The following is a 22,568-nucleotide window of genomic DNA, read 5'->3' on the forward strand; positions in this document are numbered from 1 at the left end:
CGCCGATCGAACATCACGAAACCCGTTTAACCCGGCCCTTTCGACAGATCCTGCGCCGACGTTGCGCGATGATGTTCAGCACCTTCATCCCTTCAGGACATGCCCATGGCCCTGCTTTATAAAGCTGACCCTGTGCGCGGCGAACAGTGGAAAGCGCTGTTCGCCAAACACGCCCCGGATATCGAATGGCGCGCCTGGCCGGACATCGGTGATCCCGCGGACATCGAATACCTCGCCGCTTGGCAGGCACCCGACGATCTAGAGGCGTTGCTGCCGAATCTGAACGTGTTGTTCGCGTTGTCGGCCGGGGTCGATCAACTGGACCTCAGTCGCTTGCCCGCGAGATTGCCGGTGGTGCGCCTGCTGGACCCGGGCATCACCCGCGGCATGTGCGAGTACGCCAGTTTTGCGGTGCTGAGCCTGCACCGGGACATGCTGCGTTATCGTCAGCAACAAATGGCGCGGTGCTGGCAGGCGCACTTGCTGCAACCGGCGGCCACGCGGCGGGTCGGGGTCATGGGCCTTGGCACCCAGGCTCAGCAGATTCTGGCGACCTTGCAGCCCCTGGGCTTTGCCTTGTCGGGCTGGGCGCGCAGTGCGCATCAGGTCACTGGCGTGGAGTGTTACGCCGGTCGCGAGCAACTGCCGGCGTTTCTCAGCCAGTGCGACATTCTGTTGTGCGTGCTGCCGCTGACGGAGCAGACCCAAGGCATTCTCGATCGTGAATTGTTCCGGCAATTGCCCCATGGCGCGGCGTTGATCAACATGGGTCGTGGCGGGCATCTGGTGGAGAGTGATCTGCTTGAGGCGCTGGACAGCGGGCAGCTCAGTGGCGCGGTACTCGATGTGCTGCAGGAAGAACCGGCGCCGGAGGATCATCCGTTTTGGGATCATCCGCAGATTCTGCTGACACCGCATATTGCCGCTATGACGCAGCCGGAGAGTGCGTTTGGGGTGTTGTTGGAGAATATTCGGCGGCATCAAAGCGGCGAGCCGATGGTGGGCCAGATCGACCGCACCCAAGGTTACTGACTAAAACACAAATCGACTGTGGGAGCGGCGGTGCGACGATTCGACTTGCTCGCGAAAGCGGTGTGTCAGTCGACATCAATATCAACTGACAGGAAGCCTTCGCGAGCAAGCCCGCTCCCACATTGGATCGGTGGAGGGTTCAGAGTCTGTCGGCGATGGCTTTGCCGACATCCTGAGTGGAACCCTTCCCCCCCAAATCCGGTGTGATCGGCCCCTGCGCAATCACCCGCTCGATCGCCTGCAAAATCCCGTCATGCGCCGCGCGATAACGCTCTTCTCCATTCCCCAGAAAATCCAGCATCAACGCCCCGGACCAGATCATCGCAATCGGGTTGGCGATGTTCTGCCCATAGATGTCCGGTGCCGAGCCATGCACCGGTTCGAACAGCGACGGAAAGCGACGTTCGGGATCGAGGTTGGCCGACGGCGCGATGCCGATGGTTCCTGCACACGCAGGCCCCAGGTCGGACAGGATGTCACCGAACAGGTTTGACGCCACCACCACATCGAACCGATCCGGTTGCAGCACGAAACGCGCGCACAGAATGTCGATGTGCTGCTTGTCCCAGGTGATGTCCGGGTATTGCGCCGCCATCAATGCGGTGCGCTCGTCCCAGTACGGCATGCTGATGGAAATCCCGTTGGACTTGGTCGCCGCCGTCAGGCGCTTGCGCGGTCGGGTCTGGGCCAGGTCGAAAGCGAACTTGAGGATCCGGTCCACGCCGCGCCGGGTAAACACCGACTCTTGCAGCACGAATTCATGCTCGGTGCCTTCGAACATCTTGCCACCCACCGACGAATACTCGCCCTCGGTGTTCTCGCGGATCACCACGAAATCGATGTCTCCCGGCTTGCGTCCGGCCAAGGGGCACGGCACGCCGGGGAACAGGCGCACCGGGCGAATGTTCACGTACTGGTCAAAGTCCCGACGAAATTTGAGCAGCGAGCCCCACAGGGAAATGTGGTCCGGCACCTTGTCCGGCCAGCCCACGGCGCCGAAGTAGATCGCGTCGAAACCCTTGAGCTGTTCAAACCAGTCGTCGGGCATCATCTGTCCGTGTTCCAGGTAGTAATCGCAATGCGCCCAGTCGAGCACTTCGATACTCAGGTCCAGCTGCCATTTCTTCGCGGCTTGCTCCAATATGCGCAGCCCTTCCGGCAGGACTTCCTTGCCAATGCCATCGCCGGCAATCGCGGCGATTTTGAATGTCTTGCTCATCAATTTGCCTCCCCGTGTCAGTGAATTACAGCCCACCGATGTGGAAGGCTTTGACTTCAAGGTATTCATCCAGACCGTACTTGCTGCCTTCGCGGCCCAGGCCTGATTGTTTGATGCCGCCGAACGGGGCGACTTCCATGGAAATGATCCCGGTGTTGAGGCCGACCATGCCAAATTCCAGCGCCTCGCCGAAACGCCACGAACGACGCAAATCCTGAGTGAAATAGTAGGCACCCAGACCGTAAGGCGTGGCATTGGCCAAGGCGAGGGCTTCGGCTTCATTGGTAAAGCGCATCAGCGGCGCCACTGGGCCGAAGGTTTCTTCATTGGCCAGCAGCATGCCCGCGTGGGCCTCGCCGAGGACCGTGGGTTGAACAAACTGGCTGTCGCCCTCGGGCATGCCGCCGCAGAGCAAACGTGCGCCCTGGCTCAGGGCATCGTCAATGTGCCGGGCGACTTTGCTCACCGCCGCCGGGTTGATCAGAGGGCCGATGGTGACGTCGGCGTCCAGGCCGTTACCGACCTTGAGCTTGCCCACCTCCTCCACCAGACGCTGGGCGAAGCGTTCATAAATACCGTCCTGCACAAGAATCCGATTGGCGCAGACGCAGGTTTGCCCGGCGTTGCGAAACTTGCTGAGCATGATGCCGGCCACCGCCTGCTCAAGGTCAGCGTCGTCGAACACAATGAATGGCGCGTTGCCGCCCAGTTCCAGGCTCAGGCGCTTGATGTGTTCGGCGCTCTGGCGCATCAGCAAGCGGCCGACGGCGGTCGAGCCGGTGAAGGAAATCTTGCGCACGCTCGGGTTACCGGTCAGCTCTTCGCCGATCCCGGCGGGCATGCCGGTCAACACGTTGAACACCCCGGCCGGGAGGCCCACGCGCTCGGCCAATACCGCCAACGCCAAAGCAGACAACGGCGTCAGGTCCGAGGGTTTGACGATGATCGGGCACCCTGCCGCCAATGCCGGCGCGCATTTGCGGGTGATCATCGCGTTGGGAAAATTCCACGGGGTAATCGCGGCGCACACACCCACCGGTTGCTTAAGCGTCAGCAGTCGGCGGTCACCGCTGGGGGCCGGCATGGTTTCGCCGTAGACCCGCCGGGCCTCCTCGGCGAACCATTTGACGAAACCGGCGCCGTAGCGAATTTCGCCTTTGGCTTCGTTCAACGGTTTGCCCTGTTCGCACGTCATGATCAGCGCCAGGTCGTCGAGGTTGTCGATCATGGCCTGATACCAGTGTTCGAGCAGCGCCGCACGTTCCGCCGCCGGGCGAGCGCGCCAGGCCGGCCAGGCTTTTTCCGCCGCTTCGATGGCGCGACGGGTTTCCGCGCCTTGCATCGCCGGTACGCGGGCAATCAGCTGGCCGTTGGCCGGGTCGATGACGTCCAGGGTTGCGGCGTTGTCAGCGCCGATCCACTGCCCGTCGACATAGGCGAGTTCTGCCAGAAGGCTGGGGTCTTTCAAACGATTCTTGAGCATGGTCGAGTCCTGATCCGAGACATGCTTAAGTCTATGGAGGTGCTGCGGATGAGGATGCTGAAAGTGCCGATTGGGCGGTGTTGGATGCTGAAATTCGGGGTGGGACGGCAGGCTCTACCGAGGGGAGAAAAGGTCGGTCCAGGTAAACACAGAACCCTGTGGGAGCGAGCCTGCTCGCGATAGCGGTGTGTCAGGCGACATCAATATCGACTGAGAGGACGCCATCGCGAGCAGGCTCGCTCCCACATTTGATCTCCCACATTTGATCTGTGTTTGCCATGGAACCTGATTACAGTTTCAGAGAACCGAGCAAACCATCAAGAAACCGCTCCCCGGCCTCCATCTGGCTGATCTCGACGAATTCGTCCGGCTTGTGCGCCTGTTCGATCGAGCCCGGTCCGCAGACTACCACTGGCACATCCAGGCGTTGCTTGAACAGCCCGCCTTCGGTGCCGAATGAGACTTTGGCGGTGCCGGTATCCGGCGCGGCGAAGTTCTTCAGGAAGCGCACCGCTTCAACACTCGGGTGCGTATCGAGGCCGGGATAGACGTTGACGGTTTCAATCTCGATCGCGGCGACACTGGACAGTTTTTTCGCCTCACGCACGATGACTTCGGCACGCTCGCGCATCTGTTCCAGGAACTGATCCAGATCGTCCGCCGGCAAGTTGCGCACTTCGAAATCGAGGGTGCACAGGTTCGGCACAATATTCAGCGCCTTGCCGCCGACAATCTGCCCGACATGCACGGTGCTGTAAGGCACGTCGTAGTCAGCATCCTGGGCGCCCTGCTCTTGCAGCTGCTGCTGGCTTTGACGCAACGCAGTGATGAAATCGCAGGCCACATGAATTGCATTGACCGAGCGTGGTGCCAGCGATGAGTGCGCCTCCAGGCCCCGACAGTAAGTGCGGTAAGAACCCTTGCCCTTGTGCCCCAACACAAACTGCATGTTGGTCGGCTCACCGATCAGGCACAAAAACGGCCGCACAGGTGCCAGGTGCAACACGTCCAGCAAACGGCGCACGCCGACGCAACCGGTTTCTTCGTCATGGGACAGCGCCAGTTGCAGCGGCCGGTTCAAGGGGCTGTCCGCCGCGTCGAGCATGGCGTCGATGGCCAATGCAATGAAGCCCTTCATGTCGCAACTGCCACGGCCGTAAATTCGTCCGTCCTGCACCGTCGCCTGAAACGCCGGGAAGGTCCAGGCCTGCCCCGCCGCCGGCACCACGTCGGTATGCCCGGACAGCAGAACCCCCGGCAACTCGCGCGGCCCGGTGCTGGCGAACAGGTTGGCCTTTTTGCCGGTTTCATCCTTGACGATCAGCGACTCGATGCCCTTGCTCAGCAGCAAGTCCCGCACGTACTCGATGAGGGCCATGTTAGACTCCGAAGACACGGTGTCGAAGGCCATCAGGCGTTTGAGAATATCCAGTACACGGGGTTTCATGAGGCCTTGCTCCGTTGCTCGGCTGAGAGGGCGAACCGGTTGATGGAGAACGGTTCAATCGAGGTGCTGGTGCTGCCGGTGCTGATCAGTTCAGCCATCACATCGCCGACACCCGGGCCGAGCTGAAACCCGTGGCCGCTGAAGCCGAAAGCGTAGAACAAGCCATCGACGGTGCCGCTGGGGCCCATCACCGGCAGGGAATCGGGCAGATAACCTTCGATGCCGCTCCAGACCCGGATAATGTTGAGGTTGCCGACACCCGGCAGCAGGCGGCGCATTTGCTCCATCTGATTGAGGATGCTGCGCGGCTCGACATAGGCCCGGCGATTGAGCATGTCCGGTTTGCTGCGGTAGCCACCGCCGATGACGATGTTGCCGCGCGGGATCTGCCGGAAGTAGATCACTTCCTCAGGAATTTTGGTGTACACGCCAATCACCGTCGGCAAGGCGTAAGGCACCGGTTCGGTCACGGCCATTTGCGGGCCATGGGTGTCCAGCGGCACCGGCTCGCCGAACTGCGCCGACAGTTTCTGACCCCAGGCGCCGGCGGTAATCAATAGCTGGGCGGCGCTGAATTGGCGGCCATCGGTGGTGGTAATGCTGAACTCACCACCGACCTTCTGCACCTCGGCGACTTCGGTTTGTTCCTCGATCCGCGCGCCGAGGCGTCGTGCGGCACGGGCAAACGCCGGGGCGGCCAAACGCGGGTTGGCGTGGCCATCGTGGGGCGCGTAGGAACCGCCCTTCACGTCGGGCCCAAGAAACGGGAACCGCGTGTGCAGCTCGGCACCGCGATAGATTTTCAGATCCAGTTGCGCCGCTTCGGGCGTTGCCGCGTAGGCTTCCAGTTCAGGGATTTCGTCTTCGCGATAACACACACGCATGTGCCCGCTGGCGATGAATTCGAGGTCGTCGTCGATCAGCTCCGGTAAGCGCTTCCACAGCGCCCACGAACGGTTGGCCAACGCCAGCTGCCCAAGGAATCGGCCTTGGCGCCGCACGTTGCCGAAGTTAACGCCGCTGGCGTACTGACCGATCTGATCGCGCTCCAGCAGGATCACCGACTGACCGCGCTGACGCAGAAAAAACGCCGCCGCCGAGCCCATCAGGCCGCCGCCGACAATCACGACATCGGCTTTGTGAACCGTCATGGCGACACCTCCTCGGTGAGCATCGAAAGGGGTTTGACCGGCGCCTGACCTCGCTGCCGGCCGACCTGTTGCACGCTGACGCCAGCAGCGGCAGCAATCACCTCGGCCCCGGCCTGGGAACAATAACGGCCCTGGCAACGGCCCATGCCGACCCGACTGAACGCCTTGGCCCGATTGACTTCGCAGGCGCCCTTTTCGCTGACGGTACGGCGCAACTCCCCGGCGCTGATCATCTCGCAACGACAGACGATGGCGGCATCCGGTAAATCTTTGGCTTGCGCCGACGGCCAGGGAAACGCCTGCGCCAGCCCCAGGCGAAATTGATCCATCACCGCCAGCGCGTGGCGTTGTTCGTCGCGCAACCCGGCATTCACCGGTTGGTTCAGGTCCTCCAGCAGCGCCATGGCGACCAGCCTTCCGGCATGTTCAGCGGCATCCGCGCCGCGAATCTTCGAGCCGTCCCCGGCCGCGTACACACCACGGACCGAGGTCCGGCCGTCCTCATTAACCGCCAGTAACCATTGGCTGGACGCCTCATCGAAACGCAGGCGACAACCGGCCAGGTCCGCCAATTGCGTTTCCGGGCGCAGGTGATAACCCAGGGCCACGGCATCGCAATTGATCGTCAGGCTTTCCCCGCGCGCCGTGCTGACCCGCACGCCACTGACACCGCTTGCCGCGTCGCCCAGCACTTGCTGAGGTTTGATCCCTAGGTGTACCGGGATTTTCGCCTGATACAGCTGCGCCAATAGTTTCATCCCGGTGAACAGCAATCCCGGACGCGCCAGCAGTTTGGGCATGGCAAGGATGCGTTTGCTCAGCGGCGAGGTATCGAGCACTGCCGCCACCTTGGCGCCGGCTTTAACATATTGGCTGGCCACCAGATACAGCAACGGCCCACTGCCCATGAACACCACGCTGTGACCGATGGAAACCGCCTGGGATTTGAGCGCGATCTGCGCCCCGCCAAGGCTGTAGGTGCCCGCCAGTTGCCAGCCTTCAATCGGCATCAAACGATCGGTCGCGCCAGTGCAGAGGATCAACGCGTCGTAATCCACCGTTGTATGCTTGCCCTGACTGACGCAGCACAGTTGCCCCGGCGTGAGGTTCCACACCAGCGTGTCAGGTCGGTAGTCGATCGACCCGCGCAAACGGTCGAAGCTTTGGTGCAGGTCCCGGGCCTTGCCAGCTTCGGTGCCATACAGCGTGGCGTAATCGCGGGTAAAGCCTTCCGGTTGGCGACGGTAGATCTGCCCGCCATCCCGGCGATTTTCATCGATCAGGATCGGCTTTAAACCCGCAGCCACCAGGGTTTCGGCACAGCGAATACCGGCCGGCCCGGCGCCGACGATAACGACTTTATTAGAGCTCAGCCGTGCAGTGGCCATGTCGCCTCCGGTTGTGTAGTGACGATGTCCAGCCCTTCACGGACTTCGTTGGAACAGGCACGCAGGCGTTCGCCGCTGCGGGTCCAGACCCAGCAATCCTGGCACGCGCCCATCAAACAAAAACCGGCGCGCCGGCCCGAATCGAATTCCGATTGGCGTAGCGCCGAGCCCTGGGTCAGCAACGCGACTATCAGGGTATCGCCCTGCAACGCCTCGATGGCTGCACCGTCCACCTTCAAATTGACGGTCGGCCGGCCCTGCTCGGCCAACCTCACAAAACGCCCCTTCATGCATAGGCTCCCTGGGTCATGATGTTCAAATCCTGCTGGGCTTTCAGCAGCTCGGCGGTGTCGTGGTGGCAAAGGATTTCGCTGCCACCGGCGATGACTCGGCGGCTCGGCGCGGTGTGATTGCACAGGCCATCAACCCGCACCGGGCACCGATTGAGAAAGGTGCACAACTCCGGCACGTTGGCTCTGGCGCCGATTGGCGGCAGTTCGCCGCAGGTGGTGCCGCAGTTCTCCAGCCAGCCCTGACGCAGTTCCGGCACCGAATGGATCAACAGGTCGGTGTAAGGATGAAACGGCGCCTGGGCGAACGCTTGCCGAGTGCCGGCCTGGATCTTGTGGCCGCTGTACATCACCACAATGTCATCGCACAGCGCGCGGACGGTGGAAATGTCGTGGCTGATGAACAGGTACGAAACCCCCAGTTCCTGACGCAGGTCGCGCAGCAGTTCGAGAATCGCCGCGCCGACCACAGTATCCAGCGCCGAGGTCACCTCATCGCACAGAATCAGGTCCGGTTTGGCCGCCAGCGCCCGGGCCAGGTTGACCCGCTGCTTTTGCCCGCCAGACAGTTCATTCGGACGCCGCTCGGCCATATCTCGCGGCAGGCGCACCAGGTCCAGCAACTCGCCGATGCGCTCGCGCAATGCGGCCCCTTTGAGACCGAAATACATCTTCAGCGGCCGGCTCAGAATCGTGCTGACACTGTGCATCGGGTTGAGCGCGGTGTCGGCGTTCTGGAAGACCATTTGAATGCGGCGGAACTGTTCGGCGGTGCGCTCGGACAGGCTGCCACCCAGTGGCTGACCATCGAAGGTCAGCCCGCCCAGCGCTGGAGTCAGCAACCCCGCCACCACCCGCGCCAGGGTCGATTTACCCGAGCCCGACTCACCGATCACGCCGATAGCCTGACCCCGGCGCACCGTCAGGTCGATGTCTTCCAGCACCCGAATCGACGGCATGCCGTGCATGTTCTTGTTGCCGTAACCGGCGGTCAGGCCCTGGATCGTCAGCAATGGCGTGTCTTGCGCCACATCGCAGGGGGGACGAATCGTCGTGTCCGGCCGCGCCGCCGCCAGCAGGCTGCGGGTGTATTCGTGGGCCGGGCCTTTGAGTAAGGGCGCGGTGGCGCTTTGCTCGAAAATCTTGCCGCCATTGAGCACCACAATCTGATCGGCCATCTGCGCGACCACCGCGAGGTCGTGGGACACGTAAACCGCCGTCGCTCCACGTTCACGCACCACCCGTTTGAAGGCGCGCAGCACCTCAATCTGGGTCGTCACATCGAGGGCCGTCGTCGGTTCGTCGAGCACCACCAGCAGCGGATCGCTGATCAGCGCCATCGCCGCCATGACCCGCTGTAGTTGTCCGCCCGAGACCTGATGGGGATAGCGCTGGCCGATGCGATCGGGGTCCGGCAACGCAAGGTCGCGGAACAATTCGACGGCCTTGGCTTCGAGCGCAGCCCGGCTGCCCAGGCCATGAATCAATGCGCCCTCCACCACTTGATCGATGAGTTTTTTCGCCGGGTTGAACGCCGCCGCCGCACTCTGGGCGATATAGGACACACGGTTGCCCCGCAGGCCTTGCAGCTCGTTTTCGCTCAACGCCAGCATGTCGTGCTCGCCGATCTGCACCACGCCGGACGCCAGGCGACAACCGCGCCGGGCGTAACCGAGCAGCGCCAGGGCGATGGTGGTCTTGCCGGAACCGGACTCGCCGATCAACGCCAGCACTTCACCTTTGGCCAGGGAGAAACTTACGCCCTTGACGATTTCGACTTCGCCACGCTCGCCACAGGCGACCACGCGCAGGTTCTCGACTCGAATCAATTCACTCATTTCAATGGCCTCCCGAACGTCGACTACGTCGCGAAGACAGGCGGTCGATAAACAGATTCACACCGATGGTCAGGGTGCCGATGGCCAGCGCCGGAATCACGATGGCCGGCGCGCCCTGGTTGAGGCCGCCGATGTTTTCGCGCACCAGTGAGCCGAGGTCGGCATCCGGCGGTTGCACGCCCAGCCCGAGGAAGCTCATGCCGCTGAGCAGCAGCACGATGAAGCCGAAACGCAGCCCCAGGTCCGTCAGTACCGGGTTGAGCATGTTCGGCAGGATTTCCACGCAGGCGATGTACAGCCGACGCTCGCCCCGGGTGCGGGCCACTTGCACGTATTCCAGGGCTTCGATGTTCACCGCCATGCTGCGGGCGATGCGGAACGCGCCGGGGGTGAAACTCAGCACCGCCGTGCAGATCAGCAAGGTCACCGACGAACCGAAAGCGGAGACCATGATCAGCGCCAGCATCTTGCTCGGGATCGAGATGAAGGCGTCCATCAAGCGGCTGATCACCTCGTCCAGCCACTTCGGCGACACCACCGACAGCAGAGCGCAACTGGTGCCCAGGCCGCTGGCCAACACGGCTGCCACCAACGCCAGACCAACAGTGAAGCGTGCGCCGACGAGGATGCGGCTGAGCATGTCGCGACCCAGGTAATCGGTACCAAACGGGTAAACGGCGCTGATGCTGTCAAAGACATTGTCAGAGACCACTTCACCCACCGGGTGCGGCGCCAGCCACGGGCCGAAAATCGCCACCAGCAACCAGATCACGCACATCGCAGCCCCGATCAGACCCAGCCAGGCCGGACCATGAGACACCTTGCCAACCGACAGGTCGGGGGTCGCGGGCGTCGATTTCACAATGAGATTGTTCATTGGTTTCTCAGCCTCGGATTGGACAGAATCGCGCACAGGTCGGCAATCAGCACCAATCCCAGGTACGCCGTGCAAAACAACATAGTGCAGGCCTGGACCAGCGCCATGTCACGGTTGGTCACCGCATCGACCATCAGGCTGGCGATGCCGGGGTAGTTGAAGATCGTCTCGACGATCACCACCCCGCCCAACAGGTAGGAAAGACTCAGGGCGATGGCATTGGCAATCGGCCCGATGGCATTGGGCAAGGCATGGCGCAGGACGATGCGCATCGGGCTCACGCCTTTGAGCCGGGCCATTTCCACGTAAGGGCTGTCCAGTTGATCGATCACCGCTGCCCGGGTCATGCGGGCCATTTGCGCGACGATCACGCAACACAGCGTCAGCACCGGCAAGGCGTACGTGCGCATGAATTGCCAAGGTGAGGTAATGTCGCTGGCGTACGACAGCGCCGACAACCAACCCAGGTTCACCGCAAAAATCAGCACCGCCAGGGTCGCCACCAGAAACTCCGGGACGGCGACCATGGCCAGGGTGAAAAAGCTCAGGAAGCTGTCGATGCGCCCCCCGCGGCCCATCGCCGAGCCGATGCCGAGAATCAACGCCACCGGCACTGACACCAGCGCCGTGGCGGCCGCCAGCATCAGGGTGTTGGGCACCCGCCCCGCCATCAACTCGCTGACCGGCATGGCGTTGGAAACCGACTGGCCCATGTCGCCGCTCAGCAGATTCATCAACCAGTGCAGGTAACGCAACACACCGGGCTGATCCAGCCCCAGTTTCAGGCGCAAGGCCGCCACCTGTTCCGGCGTGGCGAACTGCCCGAGCGATTGTTGCGCCGCGTCCCCCGGCAGTACCGCCGTGATCGCAAACACGACCATGGACACGATCAACAAGGTCACGATCGCGGCGCCCAGGCGCCGGCCGATCAACCACAATGTGTTGCTATTCATCGCCCTACCCTCATGCAATGTCCCCGTCGCTGCAACCACCGCTCATCAAGCGTCCAGCCAGACCTGCTCGGCGAACATGTAGCCCATGAAACCGCCCAGCGGATTGCTGCCGTAGCCTTTGATGCGCTGGTCGACACCGTCGATGTTGCTGATGAACACCGGCACGCCAATACCGCTGTGATCATGCACCAGGGTCTGCATGTCGGCGTACATCTTGCTGCGCTTGACGTCGTCGGTTTCACCCCGGGCAAGCATCAGCAACTGATCGAACTGATCGTTCTGCCAGCCCGATTCGTTCCACGGTGCTTTCGACTGGAAGAACTGCGAGAACATCACGTCGGCGTTCGGCCGCGGATTGATGTTGCCGAAGCTCAGCGGGTGCTTCATCCAGTGGTTGGACCAATAGCCATCGCTCGGCAGGCGGTTGACGTCGAGCTTGAGCCCAGCCTGTTTCGCCGATTGTTGCAACAGCACCGCGATGTCCACCGAACCGGTGGCGGCTGGCGATGCAACCAACGGCATGGTGATACTTTCCATACCTGCTTTTTTCAGCAGGAATTTGGCTTTTTCCGGGTCGTAGACTCGTTGCGGCAGGTCGGCGTTGTAGTAGCGCGAACCGGGGGAAATCGGATGGTCGTTACCGACCACGGCAAAGCCACGGAAAACCGCGGATTTGACCTGTTCACGGTCCAGCAGGTACTTCATGGCCTGGGTGAATTCGGCGCTTTTGCCCGGCATCTGGTCCTGGCGAATGATCAGGTCGGTGTAGTTGCCCGACGGCGCATCGACGACCCGGTGCTTGGGGCTGGCCTTGATGCGCGTGGTTGAGCGCGGGTTGACCTCGTTGATCAGATGCACGTCGCCCGACAGCAGCGCGTTGATCCGCGACGGCTCATCGGCAATGGCGATGAACTCGATCTCGTCCAGGTACGGCAGGCCCGGTTTCCAGTAGCCGGTGTTGCGCGCGGCAATCGAGCGCACGCCCGGTTTGAATTCCTTGACCTTGAACGGTCCGGTGCCGATGCCCTGGTTGAAATCGGTGGTGCCTTCCGGAACGATCAACAGGTGCGACACGGCGAGGATCGACGGCAGCTCGGCGTTCGGCGCGCTCAGGCGGATCTGGACTTCGTTGGGGCCGGTGGCTTTGATTTCTTCGAACTGCGCCATCAGCGGCATGACCTTGGAACCGGTCAGCGGATCCTTGTGGCGCGACAGCGAATACACCACGTCCGCGGCGCTCAGGGTCTTGCCGTTGTGGAAGGTCACGTCCTTGCGCAGGGTGATGGTCCACAGCGTGGCATCGGTGTTGTCGATGCGCTCGGCCAGTTCCAGTTGCGGCACCAGGTGGGCGTCGAAACGGGTCAGGCCGTTATAGAACATGAAGTGGCGCACGTAGTCGGTCGACAACGCGCCCTTGGCCGGATCCAGGGTATCGGCGGTGGAACTGGACATGCCGGCGACACGAATCCGCCCGCCCGGCTTGCCTTTGCCGGGGGTGGCGGCTTCTTCGGCGAACAGTTTACCGGCGGCGCTGAACAGGCTGCCGGCGCCCGCTGCCGCAACACCGGCCACACCGAGCATCTGCAAGGCGTTACGGCGGGACATGCCGCGATTGAGACCTTCGAAAACCCGCAGGCTTTCCTGGCCGGAGATCAGTTGGGAGTCGATCTTGTTGTCAGTCATATCAGTTGTACCTGTCGAAAATGAGAAGGCTCGAGTGTCCCGGTTGACCGGAACGTCCTGGAAACGCAAACGACGGTGACGCCACAACATCAACTCAATGCAAATAATCCTGGAAACGGTAATAAGCGCCCACGAATGGCAGGAACCACGGTTTGCCGAAATGCCCGGGAATCGCCGGCCATTCGAGTTCACGCCAAGGGTTGGCTTCGACGTTGCCGGCCATGACATCGGCCATGACCTGGCCCATGTGCACCGACATCTGCACGCCATGGCCGCTGTAGCCCATGGAGTGATAAACACCGCCGTGCTGACCGGCCCGAGGCAAGCGGTCGGACGTCATGTCCACCAGCCCGCCCCAGCAGTAGTCGATCTTCACATTGGCCAACTGCGGAAACATCTGCACCATCGCCGCTTGCAGCACTTTGCCGCTTTTGGCGTCGTTGACGCTGTCCGACATGGCGAACCGCGCACGGCCGCCAAACAGCAGGCGATTGTCCGGGGTGAGACGAAAGTAATTACCAATCATGCGGCTGGTGACATAGGCGCGGCGGCCCGGCAACAACTGCTCGATCAGCGACGGTGGAAGGACTTCGGTGGCAATCACGAAACTGCCCACCGGCACGATCCGCCGCCGATACCAACCCAAGCCACCGTGCTGGCAAGCGCCCGTGGCCAGCAGCACCTGACCGGCGTGCAGCGATCCTTTGCTGGTGTTGACCTGATAACCGCCGGCCTGGGCTTTCCAGTCCACAACCGAGGTGCCTTGATGGATCAACGCACCCTGGCGGGCGGCGGCCTCGGCCAAACCGACACCGAAGCGCCCGACATGCATCTGCACGCCGTTGCGCTGCAGCAAGCCACCGTGGAACTGGGCGGAATTGACTTCCGCGCGGGTCTGCTCGGCGGTCAGCAACTCGACGTCGGCATCGACTTCCTTGCGAATCAGATCGCAGGTCCGTGCCAGGCCCTCGTAGTGCATCGGCTTGGCCGCCAGTTTGAGCTTGCCGTTGCGGATCAGGTCGCAGGCGATTTGCTCCTGCTCCACCAGCGACACCACGCTCTGCACCGCGCTTTCGTAAGCCTGGTAATAAGCCCGCGCCTTGTCAGCGCCGAGGCTGGCGCTGAGCCCGGCGTAGTCCTGGGCAACGCCGGTGTTGCACTGGCCGCCATTGCGCCCCGACGCTTCACCGATGACCTTTCCGGCCTCGAGCACCACCACACTGGCGCCCTTCAAGGCCAACGCCCGGGCCGCCGCCAAGCCGGTGAAACCACCACCGACGATGGCCACGTCGACCTGCCCAGGCAATGCGCCGAGCTGTGCACCGCTGAACGCCGGTGCGGTGTCGAGCCAGTAGGATTCACTGCCCATGTCTAACCCGCCTATGCCAAATGAAGAATGCCGTTACCGTTCGACTCAGAGACCTACCAGCGCCGCCAGCCCACCAATATCGGCGATCTGTTGGTAGCCGTAGAAAGCATTGGCCGGGACTTCATGGCCACGGGCGACGAAGGCCTTGTTCTTGATCTTCATGTCGTGGGCCGACATCAGGTCATAACGGAAGCTGGAAGACACATGCAAGATGTCTTCCGGGCCACAGTTGAGGTTGTCGAGCATGTACTCGAACGCGGCCAGACGCGGCTTGTAGGCCTGAGCCTGCTCGGCGGTAAAAACCTTGTGGAACGGCGCGCCGAGCTTGTCGACGTTGGACATGATCTGGCTGTCGCTGGCGTTGGAGAAAATCACCAACGGGATCTTGTCGGCGATTTTCGACAGGCCGGCCGGCACATCGGGGTGCGGACCCCAGGTCGGCACGGCGTCGTAATACAGCTGACCTTCGTCACGGTATTCGATGCCCCAGCGCTTGCAGGTCCGCGCCAGTGCGGTTTTGAGAATCTCGTCATACGGCATCCAGTCACCCATGACCTGGTCCAGGCGGTAGGCCGAGAAGTCCTTGACGAACTGATCCATCTGCTCGGGCTTCACGCGATCGGCGAACAGTTCGCGAGTCATCGTGCCCATGTGGAAGTTGGTCAGCGTACCGTAGCAGTCGAACGTAATGAATTTGGGGCGAAGAAAGCTCATTGAGTGCGTTCCTGAAGTTCGTTGAGGTCATGGCGTGACAAGCATTCGCTCCGTTACCGAAGCTGTGATGCAGCGCTGCAGCACACCGTCATTACAACACTGTGAAATCAGCAGATGGCGTTAAAAGCGACCTTCGCTTGATACAAACCACCGTTTTAACGCCCGCCCTCAGCAGACTTTGCGGCGCGCACAAGCCTTGGGCAAACCCCGTATTTATGCGCTCTTATGGGCCTTTATAGCCCTGCAAGGCCCAATCACGCACCGGTCTGCCGCAGAACCTGCGCCGGGCTGAACGAAAACGGGCGCTTACCGAAGTAAGCGCCCGTTTGGGTGGTGATCTAGAGGCTGCTGAAATCCTGTGGGAGCGGGCTTGCTCGCGAAGGCGATGTGCCAGGCAGCATTGATGTCGACTGACACTCCCTCTTCGCGAGCAAGCCCGCTCCCACAGGGGGATTTGTGTTACTGGACGATATCGATCAGCACACTCTTGAAGCGTAAATTGGCTTCGAACGCTTCGCGCCCCAGGTCCTTGCCGATGCCGGAGCGTTTGTAGCCGCCAGTCGGCAGGATGTAGTCGTTACTGCGCCCGTAACGGTTAACCCAAACGGTCCCCGCCTCCAGTCGCCGGACCAGACGCAGGGCGCGATTGATGTCGGCGGTGTGTACGCCCGCCGCCAAGCCGTAGGTGGCGTGCGCGGCCAGGTTCAGGGCTTGTTCTTCATCATCGAATGCCTGCACCGTCAGCACCGGACCGAAGATTTCTTCGCAGACGGCCGGGTTGTCATTGTCCAGCCCCGTCAGCAAGGTCGGCTGGTAATAAGCCCCGCCCAGACCTTCAAACAACCCGCCACCGGTCAGCACTTCAGCTCCGGCCTGACGCGAGCGCTGGACGATGCCGTCGATTCGGCTGGCTTGCAGTCGGGAAATGATCGGCGACAACGTGCTCTCGGATGACCAGGTCGGACCCGGGCGCAGTTCCTCGAAATATGCCTGCAAATGCGCAAGAAAGGGTTCCATGATCGAGCGCTGGATCAACAACCGCGAACCGGATACGCACACCTGCCCGGCGTTGCCGGTAATGGCCAGCGCCACGGTGCGCGCGGTTTTGGCGATGTCCGGTACGTCGGCGAATACCAGTTGCGGGCTCTTGCCGCCGAGTTCCAGTGTCACCGGTTTCGGCCCCACCAGCGCGCAGGTCGACATGATGCTCGACCCGGTCGCCGTGGACCCGGTGAACGTCACCTTGGCCACGCGCGGATGGCGGCACAAGGCATCGCCCGTGACGCGGCCATCGCCCTGGATGACGTTGAAAATCCCCGCCGGAATGCCCGCCTGCAGCGCCAGTTCGGCAAAGCGCAGGCTGGAGAACGGCGTCAGCTCCGAAGGTTTGAGCACCACGGCATTACCGGCGGCCAACGCCGGGGCCACTTTCCAGGAGGCCATGCTCAAGGGGAAATTCCACGGTGCGATGGCGGCAATGACGCCGTAAGGTTCGGCGATCTGCATGCCCAGTCGATCGTTCTGGGTCGCCGCGACGTGGCCGCCATGCTTGTCCGCCAGTTCGGAGAAGAAGCGAATGCCTTCGGCGACATAAGGAATGTCCCAGGCGATCACATCTTTATGAGGCCGCGTCGAGCCCACGGCTTCCAGCGGAGCCAGAATGGCGGCGTCCGCCTCGATCAGATCGGCCCAGCGGCGCATCACCCGCGCCCGCTCCCGGGGTGGACGGCTGGCCCAGTCGCTGCGACTGTACGCCTGCCAGGCATCCGTGACCGCTTCATCCACCAGGTCGGCATCGGCGATTGGCAACTGGGCATAAACCTGGCCGTCAGAGGGGCGCGCCACCTCAAGCCCGGGTTGTGCATTGCGGTACTTTCCAGCAATGAAGTGAGCGCTGCGCACAGCAATAAGGCGGGGATCAAAGCTATCCATGGAGCACTCCAAAACAAGGGACGAGGCGTCGTGAACTCTGGCCTCCATCGTAGAAAAAAAGCCCTGGCATTTGCTGCCGACCTTGCGGTGCATTTAAGTAGTAAGTGTGGTCTGCCGGCCTCGGGCTTGCGGAATCTGCCGAATGCTTCAGCCCCCCTTGTCAGGCCTTCACACAGATGGGATACAGGCACCATCGCGCCGGAAATCCGGTCGCTCGCGCACACTGTCCAACGGAGACTCGCCATGTCCGCCTTGCAACGACCTGCTTATGTCTATCGGCCAATGACGGCCGCCGACCTGCCCTCGGCCCATGCCTTGTCCGTGGAGTTGAAGTGGCCTCATCGCCTGGACGACTGGGCGATGCTGCAACGGGTCAGCGACGGCTTTGTGGTGCTCGATGGCGAGCGTCTGATCGGCACGGCATTCGCTTGTCCCCAAGGCGGCTTCACCACCATTGGCCTGGTGATCGTCAGTGATGACTATCAGGGCAAGGGCATCGGCCGCAAGCTCATGGAACAGGCACTGGACGCCTGCCAGTCACGCACCCCGATGCTCAACGCCACACTGGCCGGCGCACCGCTTTACGCCAGCCAGGGCTTTGTCGAATTCGGCCGGATTCAGCAGCATCAGGGCAACGCCAATCCACCTGCACCCACCGCACTGGCCGACGGCGAACATTGCCGTGCACTGAACGCGGCGGATCAGGCTCGTGTGTTGGCGTTGGCCAATGCCGGCAGCGGGCTGGATCGCAAAGCGGTGCTCGCCGATCTGTTTGAGGTGGTCGAGCATTCGGTGGGGATCGAACGCGACGGCCAGCTACGCGCCTTCGCCTTGCTGCGCCCTTTCGGCCGTGGTCGTTGCATCGGCCCGGTGGTCGCCGAAAACCTCGAACAAGCCAAACACCTGATCGCCGTTCTGCTTGCGCAAGTGCCGGATACCTTCGTGCGAATCGACATCCCGGCAGACAGCGGCCTGGCCGAATGGCTCGATTCGGCGGGTTTGAAGCCGGTCGATACCGTGGCGCAAATGGCCAAGGGCACGCCGCCGCAAACAGCCAATGGCGTCCAGCAGTTCGCTGTGGTGACTCAAGCCATCGGCTGATCGCTATCCCTCACCGTCTTTTTTATGGAGCGTCACCCGTATGTCTGAACCTACCGTTCTGCTGTTGGCTCGCGCCGACGGCAGCCGCGTCACCACGTCTTTTACAGCAGCGTCTTTGGGTGACTTCGATCCGTTCAAGGACGGTCGCCAGGTGGCCTACAACGGCCCGGATGGCGTATCAGCGGGCATCGTGCACATCAGCGGAACGCTCGATAGCGATGATTTTCCGCACACCGAAGTGATCGTGGTCCACGCCGGCCACGTCGTGCTGCAATCCGAGGAGCAAACGCTGGCACTGGGTGTCGGCGCCGGTGCCGTGATCGGTCGCGGTACATCACTGCGACTCCAGGCCAACGCTGATACGTACTGGGCCTTTTGTGCAGTCACCAGCCCCACCGCACCGCCGACACCCGGCCTCACTGCGCTCGACCCGCTGGACATGCTTTCGCCGTCGGCCGCACCGGAACCGCAGATTTTGATCGGACCGACGCCGCAGTGCCGCTCACACAATGCCTTCGAAGACGACGCCACCCGGTTGCGCGTCGGCGTTTGGGATTCGACACCGTACGAGCGTCACGCCCGGCCCCACAAACTCCATGAACTGATGAACCTGATCGAAGGCAGTGTCACCCTGCTGGCGCCTGACGGAACGAGCGTGGAGGTCAACACCGGCGACAGCGTGTTTGTGGCGTTAGGGGCACCATGCGCGTGGAAAAGTACGAGGTATGTGCGCAAGTTCTATGCGGTGAAGTAGTGTCTTCCTGAGTGCGCGACAGTTTGTATAGGGCACGCTCCACTGCTGCGGCGATGAACGCGTGCCCCTTTTTCCTATCCTTTTACGCAGACCACCTGCCGCAAAGTGTGCAGCACTTCCACCAACTCGCGCTGGGCGTGCATGACATCGTCGATGTCCTTGTAAGCCATCGGAATTTCATCGATGACGGCAGCATCCTTGCGGCACTCCACGTGGGCGGTGGCACGGATCTGGTCTTCGACGGTAAACAGGCTTTTCGCTTTGGTGCGACTCATGGCGCGGCCGGCGCCGTGGCTGCAGGAGCAGAACGACTCCTCGTTCCCCAGCCCGCGGACGATGAAGCTTTTAGCGCCCATCGATCCCGGAATAATCCCCAACTCGCCCTTCTTCGCCGATACCGCGCCTTTGCGGGTGACCAGAATTTCCTGACCAAAATGTCGCTCTTTCTGCACGTAGTTGTGGTGGCAGTTCACCGCTTCCAGCGCCGCCTCAAAAGGTTTGTTGATCACTTTTCGGGTCGCCTGAATCACCGCTTGCATCATCAATGCACGGTTTTGCCTGGCGAAATCCTGGGCCCAACCGACCGCTTCGACGTAGTCATCGAAATGCCGGCTGCCCTCTTTAAAGTAAGCCAGGTCACGATCCGGCAGATTGGCGAGGTGCTGACGCATATCCGCCTGCGCCATTTGAATGAACAGGTTGCCGATAGCGTTGCCGACGCCACGGGAACCGCTGTGCAGCATGAACCAGACCCGGTCGGTTTCATCCAGGCACACTTCGATGAAGTGATTCCCGCTGCCGAGCGTGCCCAAGTGCCCACGGTTGTTGGTGTTGGCGAGTTTCGGGTACTTGTCGGTGATCGCCTTGAACCGCGAGTCCAGTGCCGCCCAGGCCCGGTCCGCCTCACGCGGAACGCTGTCCCAGGCGCCCTTGTCCCGAACGCCGCGGCCAATGGTGCGGCCATGGGGCACCGCCTTCTCGATCGCGCAACGCAAGCCATGCAGGTTGTCCGGCAAATCGCTGGCGGTCAGCGACGTGCACGCCGCGATCATCCCGCAGCCGATGTCCACTCCGACGGCGGCTGGAATGATCGCGCCGACCGTGGGAATCACACTGCCGATGGTCGAACCCTTGCCCAGGTGTACGTCGGGCATCACGGCCAGATGCTTGAAGATGAATGGCATCCTGGCGGTGTTCATCAATTGCTGTCTGGCTTCGTGTTCCACCGGGACGCCTTCGGTCCACAGCTTGATCGGTTTGCCGTTGGCGACTTCCAGCAGTTGGTAGGTATGTGCTTGCATGATTTTGATTCTTTTCTTTTGGCCGATTGTTCGGCGTTGGTCTGGCGCCTGGGGTGATAAAGGTCGGTGCAATTGCATTGGCGGTCGCCTGTTGGGAAAGGTATAGCCGCCGACGTGCCAGTTTTGATTTTCCTACGTTGCGGAAGAAAGGGACACCTGAAACAACCGCCGACACTTTTCTCCTGTCAGCACCGATAACAGAAACGCCGCTCAGTGAGCGGCGTTTTTTGTGAGTTCTACTGAAGTGACGAACAGGCACCCTTTCAGAGCTTGGCGATCGATACTTCGGTGGATTTGACGAAGGCAATCACCTCGCTCCCCACTTTCAATTCAAGATCGCGCACTGAACGGGTGGTGATCACCGAGGTGACGATGCCGGAGGCGGTTTGCACATCGATTTCGGAGACCACTTCGCCTGTCACGATTTCCTTGATGACACCCTTGAACTGGTTGCGGACGTTGATCGCTTTGATGGTCATGAAGAGGCTTCCTGTCTGATGTCGAATACATCCGCACGGATGTGCAGGCCTTCAAAATGAACCTCACGAATCAATATTAAAAGGAATAAATATCGATTTGCTTATTCCTGTATCGAATATCAAGTCCGCCCAGCCTCTACCACAGCGCCACGGTATAGCTGACGATCAGGCGGTTCTCATCCAGGTCATTACCGAAGTTCGAACGCACTGACGCGTTGCGCCATTTAAGACCCAACCCTTTCAACGAACCGTCCTGCACCACGTAAGCGATATCGGTGTTGCGCTCCCATTCCTTGCCCTCACCCGGCGCAGTGCGTTGCACATTGTCGCCAGAGATGTAGCGCGTCATGAAGGTCAACCCCGGCACACCGAGTGCGACAAAGTTGTAGTCGTAGCGTGCCTGCCAGGAGTGCTCGTCGATGTTGGCGAAGTCACCGATCTGCACGAAGTTGACCAGGTACGGGTCGCTGCGCCCGATATACGGAAACGGATCGTCGCCGCTCATGCGCTGATAGCCAACGCCCAGCGCATGACCACCGAGGCTATAGGTGAACAACGCACCGAAGGCCTGGTTGTCGATATCACGAAAGTTGCCGTCTTCGGTGCTGCGTGCATAGCGCACGTCGCTCTTGAGCGACTGGCCGGAGCCCAGATCCAGCGTGTGCACCAGCCCGAGGTAATTTTGCTGGTAGATGTTTTCCAACTGGCCGTAGCGGTACTGCGCGGTCAGGTTCGGCAGGAACTGATAGTCCGCCCCGGCAAACTGAAACTTGTCGCTTTGCCCGCCGATGCGGTTGGCGGTCATGTCCTGGTAGTCGGTAGAGTCGACGAAATTGATCTGCGTGAGCTGACCGGCCGTGAGCTTCAAACGATCGATTTCCTGCACATTCACCAGGCCGCCCTTGAACGTGCTCGGCAACAGGCGGGTATCGTTGGAGCTCACCACCGGGTCCTTGATCTGCAATGTCCCGAATTTCAGGGTGCTGTTGGACACGCGCATTTTGCCGGTCAGGCCTAACTCGCCATAGCGATCCTGCGAGCCGCCGGATAAATCCGGTGGCAACAGATTGGTACCCGCCGTCCCGCCACCGGAGTCCAGTTTGAAACCGGCCATGCCCAAAACATCCAGGCCGAAACCGAACGTGCCGGCGGTGTAACCCGACTCCATCCGCAACAGAAAACCCTGCGCCCATTCCTCGGCCTTGTCCCGCGAACCGTCCTGGCGAAAATCACGGTTGAAGTAGAAGTTGCGCGCTTCCAGGCTGCCTTTACTGTCCGCCACGAAATCCGCCTGAGCGGCCGGGGCACAGAGCAGGCTCAGGCCGAGCAATGTGCCAGCCGGGGCGTACCCCTTGAATGGTCGGGTACGCCCCGCTTTTGAAGGCACGTGGACAGTCATGATTTTTTCCATGGAAGAGGTTCCTGCGGCAGCAAACGAAGATGACGGACACGCCTCATTATTTTTTTGTGAAGGCGTTGTCGTGGGGGGCGGACGCAGCGATCTACGTCGTGGGGCGGATTCTTCGTGCAGGGGCAGAACGGCGTCAAACGGGAAAA

At 61.5% G+C, this 22,568-nt stretch carries 19 protein-coding genes; 3 read left to right on the forward strand and 16 right to left on the reverse strand.

Annotated elements, in window-relative coordinates; all coding sequences use genetic code 11:
* Positions 1-105 precede the first annotated feature (105 nt).
* Complete coding sequence (locus KW848_RS12575; protein WP_192408254.1) at positions 106-1,032, forward strand: glyoxylate/hydroxypyruvate reductase A; 927 nt, start codon at positions 106-108, stop codon at positions 1,030-1,032.
* Positions 1,033-1,171: 139 nt separating this feature from the next.
* On the opposite strand, the gene KW848_RS12580 is transcribed toward KW848_RS12575, so the two are convergent.
* The 13 genes from KW848_RS12580 to KW848_RS12640 all read right to left on the reverse strand — a co-directional run bounded on the left by KW848_RS12580 (position 1,172) and on the right by KW848_RS12640 (position 17,376).
* On the reverse strand, positions 1,172-2,251 hold the full coding sequence (locus tag KW848_RS12580; protein ID WP_218537010.1) for a tartrate dehydrogenase: 1,080 nt from the start codon (positions 2,249-2,251) through the stop codon (positions 1,172-1,174).
* 25 nt (positions 2,252-2,276) lie between these two features.
* Positions 2,277-3,734, reverse strand: a complete 1,458-nt coding sequence (locus tag KW848_RS12585; protein WP_111452588.1) for an NAD-dependent succinate-semialdehyde dehydrogenase — start codon at positions 3,732-3,734, stop codon at positions 2,277-2,279.
* 289 nt (positions 3,735-4,023) lie between these two features.
* Positions 4,024-5,181, reverse strand: coding sequence for an acetylornithine deacetylase (gene argE / locus KW848_RS12590; RefSeq protein ID WP_111452590.1), 1,158 nt, complete (start codon positions 5,179-5,181; stop codon positions 4,024-4,026).
* The gene (locus KW848_RS12595; RefSeq protein WP_218537011.1) at positions 5,178-6,332 is read right to left on the reverse strand and encodes an FAD-binding oxidoreductase; all 1,155 of its coding nucleotides are present in this window, start codon (positions 6,330-6,332) and stop codon (positions 5,178-5,180) included. The genes argE and KW848_RS12595 overlap by 4 nt, the downstream gene beginning before the upstream one ends.
* The gene (locus KW848_RS12600) at positions 6,329-7,720 is read right to left on the reverse strand and encodes an NAD(P)/FAD-dependent oxidoreductase (protein WP_218537012.1); all 1,392 of its coding nucleotides are present in this window, start codon (positions 7,718-7,720) and stop codon (positions 6,329-6,331) included. The genes KW848_RS12595 and KW848_RS12600 overlap by 4 nt, the downstream gene beginning before the upstream one ends.
* Positions 7,702-8,010, reverse strand: coding sequence for a (2Fe-2S)-binding protein (locus tag KW848_RS12605; protein ID WP_218537013.1), 309 nt, complete (start codon positions 8,008-8,010; stop codon positions 7,702-7,704). The genes KW848_RS12600 and KW848_RS12605 overlap by 19 nt, the downstream gene beginning before the upstream one ends.
* Positions 8,007-9,848: an ABC transporter ATP-binding protein gene (locus tag KW848_RS12610; protein ID WP_218537014.1), complete on the reverse strand. Its 1,842-nt coding sequence runs from the start codon at positions 9,846-9,848 to the stop codon at positions 8,007-8,009. Before KW848_RS12610 ends, KW848_RS12605 begins: the two co-directional genes overlap by 4 nt.
* A 1-nt stretch (position 9,849) precedes the next feature.
* Positions 9,850-10,725, reverse strand: coding sequence for an ABC transporter permease (locus tag KW848_RS12615; protein WP_033062146.1), 876 nt, complete (start codon positions 10,723-10,725; stop codon positions 9,850-9,852).
* On the reverse strand, positions 10,722-11,678 hold the full coding sequence (locus tag KW848_RS12620; RefSeq protein ID WP_123366699.1) for an ABC transporter permease: 957 nt from the start codon (positions 11,676-11,678) through the stop codon (positions 10,722-10,724). The genes KW848_RS12615 and KW848_RS12620 overlap by 4 nt, the downstream gene beginning before the upstream one ends.
* Before the next feature lie 45 nt (positions 11,679-11,723).
* The gene (locus KW848_RS12625) at positions 11,724-13,361 is read right to left on the reverse strand and encodes an ABC transporter substrate-binding protein (protein ID WP_218537015.1); all 1,638 of its coding nucleotides are present in this window, start codon (positions 13,359-13,361) and stop codon (positions 11,724-11,726) included.
* 94 nt (positions 13,362-13,455) lie between these two features.
* Positions 13,456-14,730 carry an FAD-binding oxidoreductase gene (locus KW848_RS12630; RefSeq protein ID WP_111452598.1) on the reverse strand — a complete coding sequence of 425 codons (1,275 nt, stop codon included), beginning with the start codon at positions 14,728-14,730 and terminating at the stop codon, positions 13,456-13,458.
* A 45-nt stretch (positions 14,731-14,775) separates the two neighbouring features.
* Positions 14,776-15,444, reverse strand: a complete 669-nt coding sequence (locus KW848_RS12635; RefSeq protein WP_111452599.1) for a haloacid dehalogenase type II — start codon at positions 15,442-15,444, stop codon at positions 14,776-14,778.
* A 459-nt stretch (positions 15,445-15,903) separates the two neighbouring features.
* Complete coding sequence (locus KW848_RS12640; RefSeq protein WP_218537016.1) at positions 15,904-17,376, reverse strand: aldehyde dehydrogenase; 1,473 nt, start codon at positions 17,374-17,376, stop codon at positions 15,904-15,906.
* Positions 17,377-17,619: 243 nt separating this feature from the next.
* On the opposite strand from KW848_RS12640, the gene KW848_RS12645 reads away from it, so the two are divergent.
* Positions 17,620-18,477 carry a GNAT family N-acetyltransferase gene (locus KW848_RS12645; RefSeq protein WP_218537017.1) on the forward strand — a complete coding sequence of 286 codons (858 nt, stop codon included), beginning with the start codon at positions 17,620-17,622 and terminating at the stop codon, positions 18,475-18,477.
* A gap of 40 nt (positions 18,478-18,517) precedes the next feature.
* Positions 18,518-19,231, forward strand: coding sequence for a cupin domain-containing protein (locus KW848_RS12650; RefSeq protein ID WP_218537018.1), 714 nt, complete (start codon positions 18,518-18,520; stop codon positions 19,229-19,231).
* A 74-nt stretch (positions 19,232-19,305) separates the two neighbouring features.
* On the opposite strand, the gene KW848_RS12655 is transcribed toward KW848_RS12650, so the two are convergent.
* From KW848_RS12655 to KW848_RS12665, 3 genes are all read right to left on the reverse strand, one after another.
* Positions 19,306-20,532, reverse strand: a complete 1,227-nt coding sequence (locus KW848_RS12655) for an RtcB family protein (protein ID WP_218537019.1) — start codon at positions 20,530-20,532, stop codon at positions 19,306-19,308.
* Positions 20,533-20,795: 263 nt separating this feature from the next.
* A complete protein-coding gene (locus KW848_RS12660) occupies positions 20,796-21,011 on the reverse strand; it encodes a molybdopterin-binding protein (protein ID WP_008145745.1) in 216 nt (71 codons plus the stop codon).
* 136 nt (positions 21,012-21,147) lie between these two features.
* Positions 21,148-22,410 carry an OprD family porin gene (locus KW848_RS12665; RefSeq protein WP_256365165.1) on the reverse strand — a complete coding sequence of 421 codons (1,263 nt, stop codon included), beginning with the start codon at positions 22,408-22,410 and terminating at the stop codon, positions 21,148-21,150.
* Positions 22,411-22,568: the final 158 nt, after the last annotated feature.

It is taken from the genome of Pseudomonas sp. PDM25 (genome assembly GCF_019219045.1).
In the GTDB taxonomy this organism is placed as follows: Bacteria; Pseudomonadota; Gammaproteobacteria; order Pseudomonadales; family Pseudomonadaceae; genus Aquipseudomonas.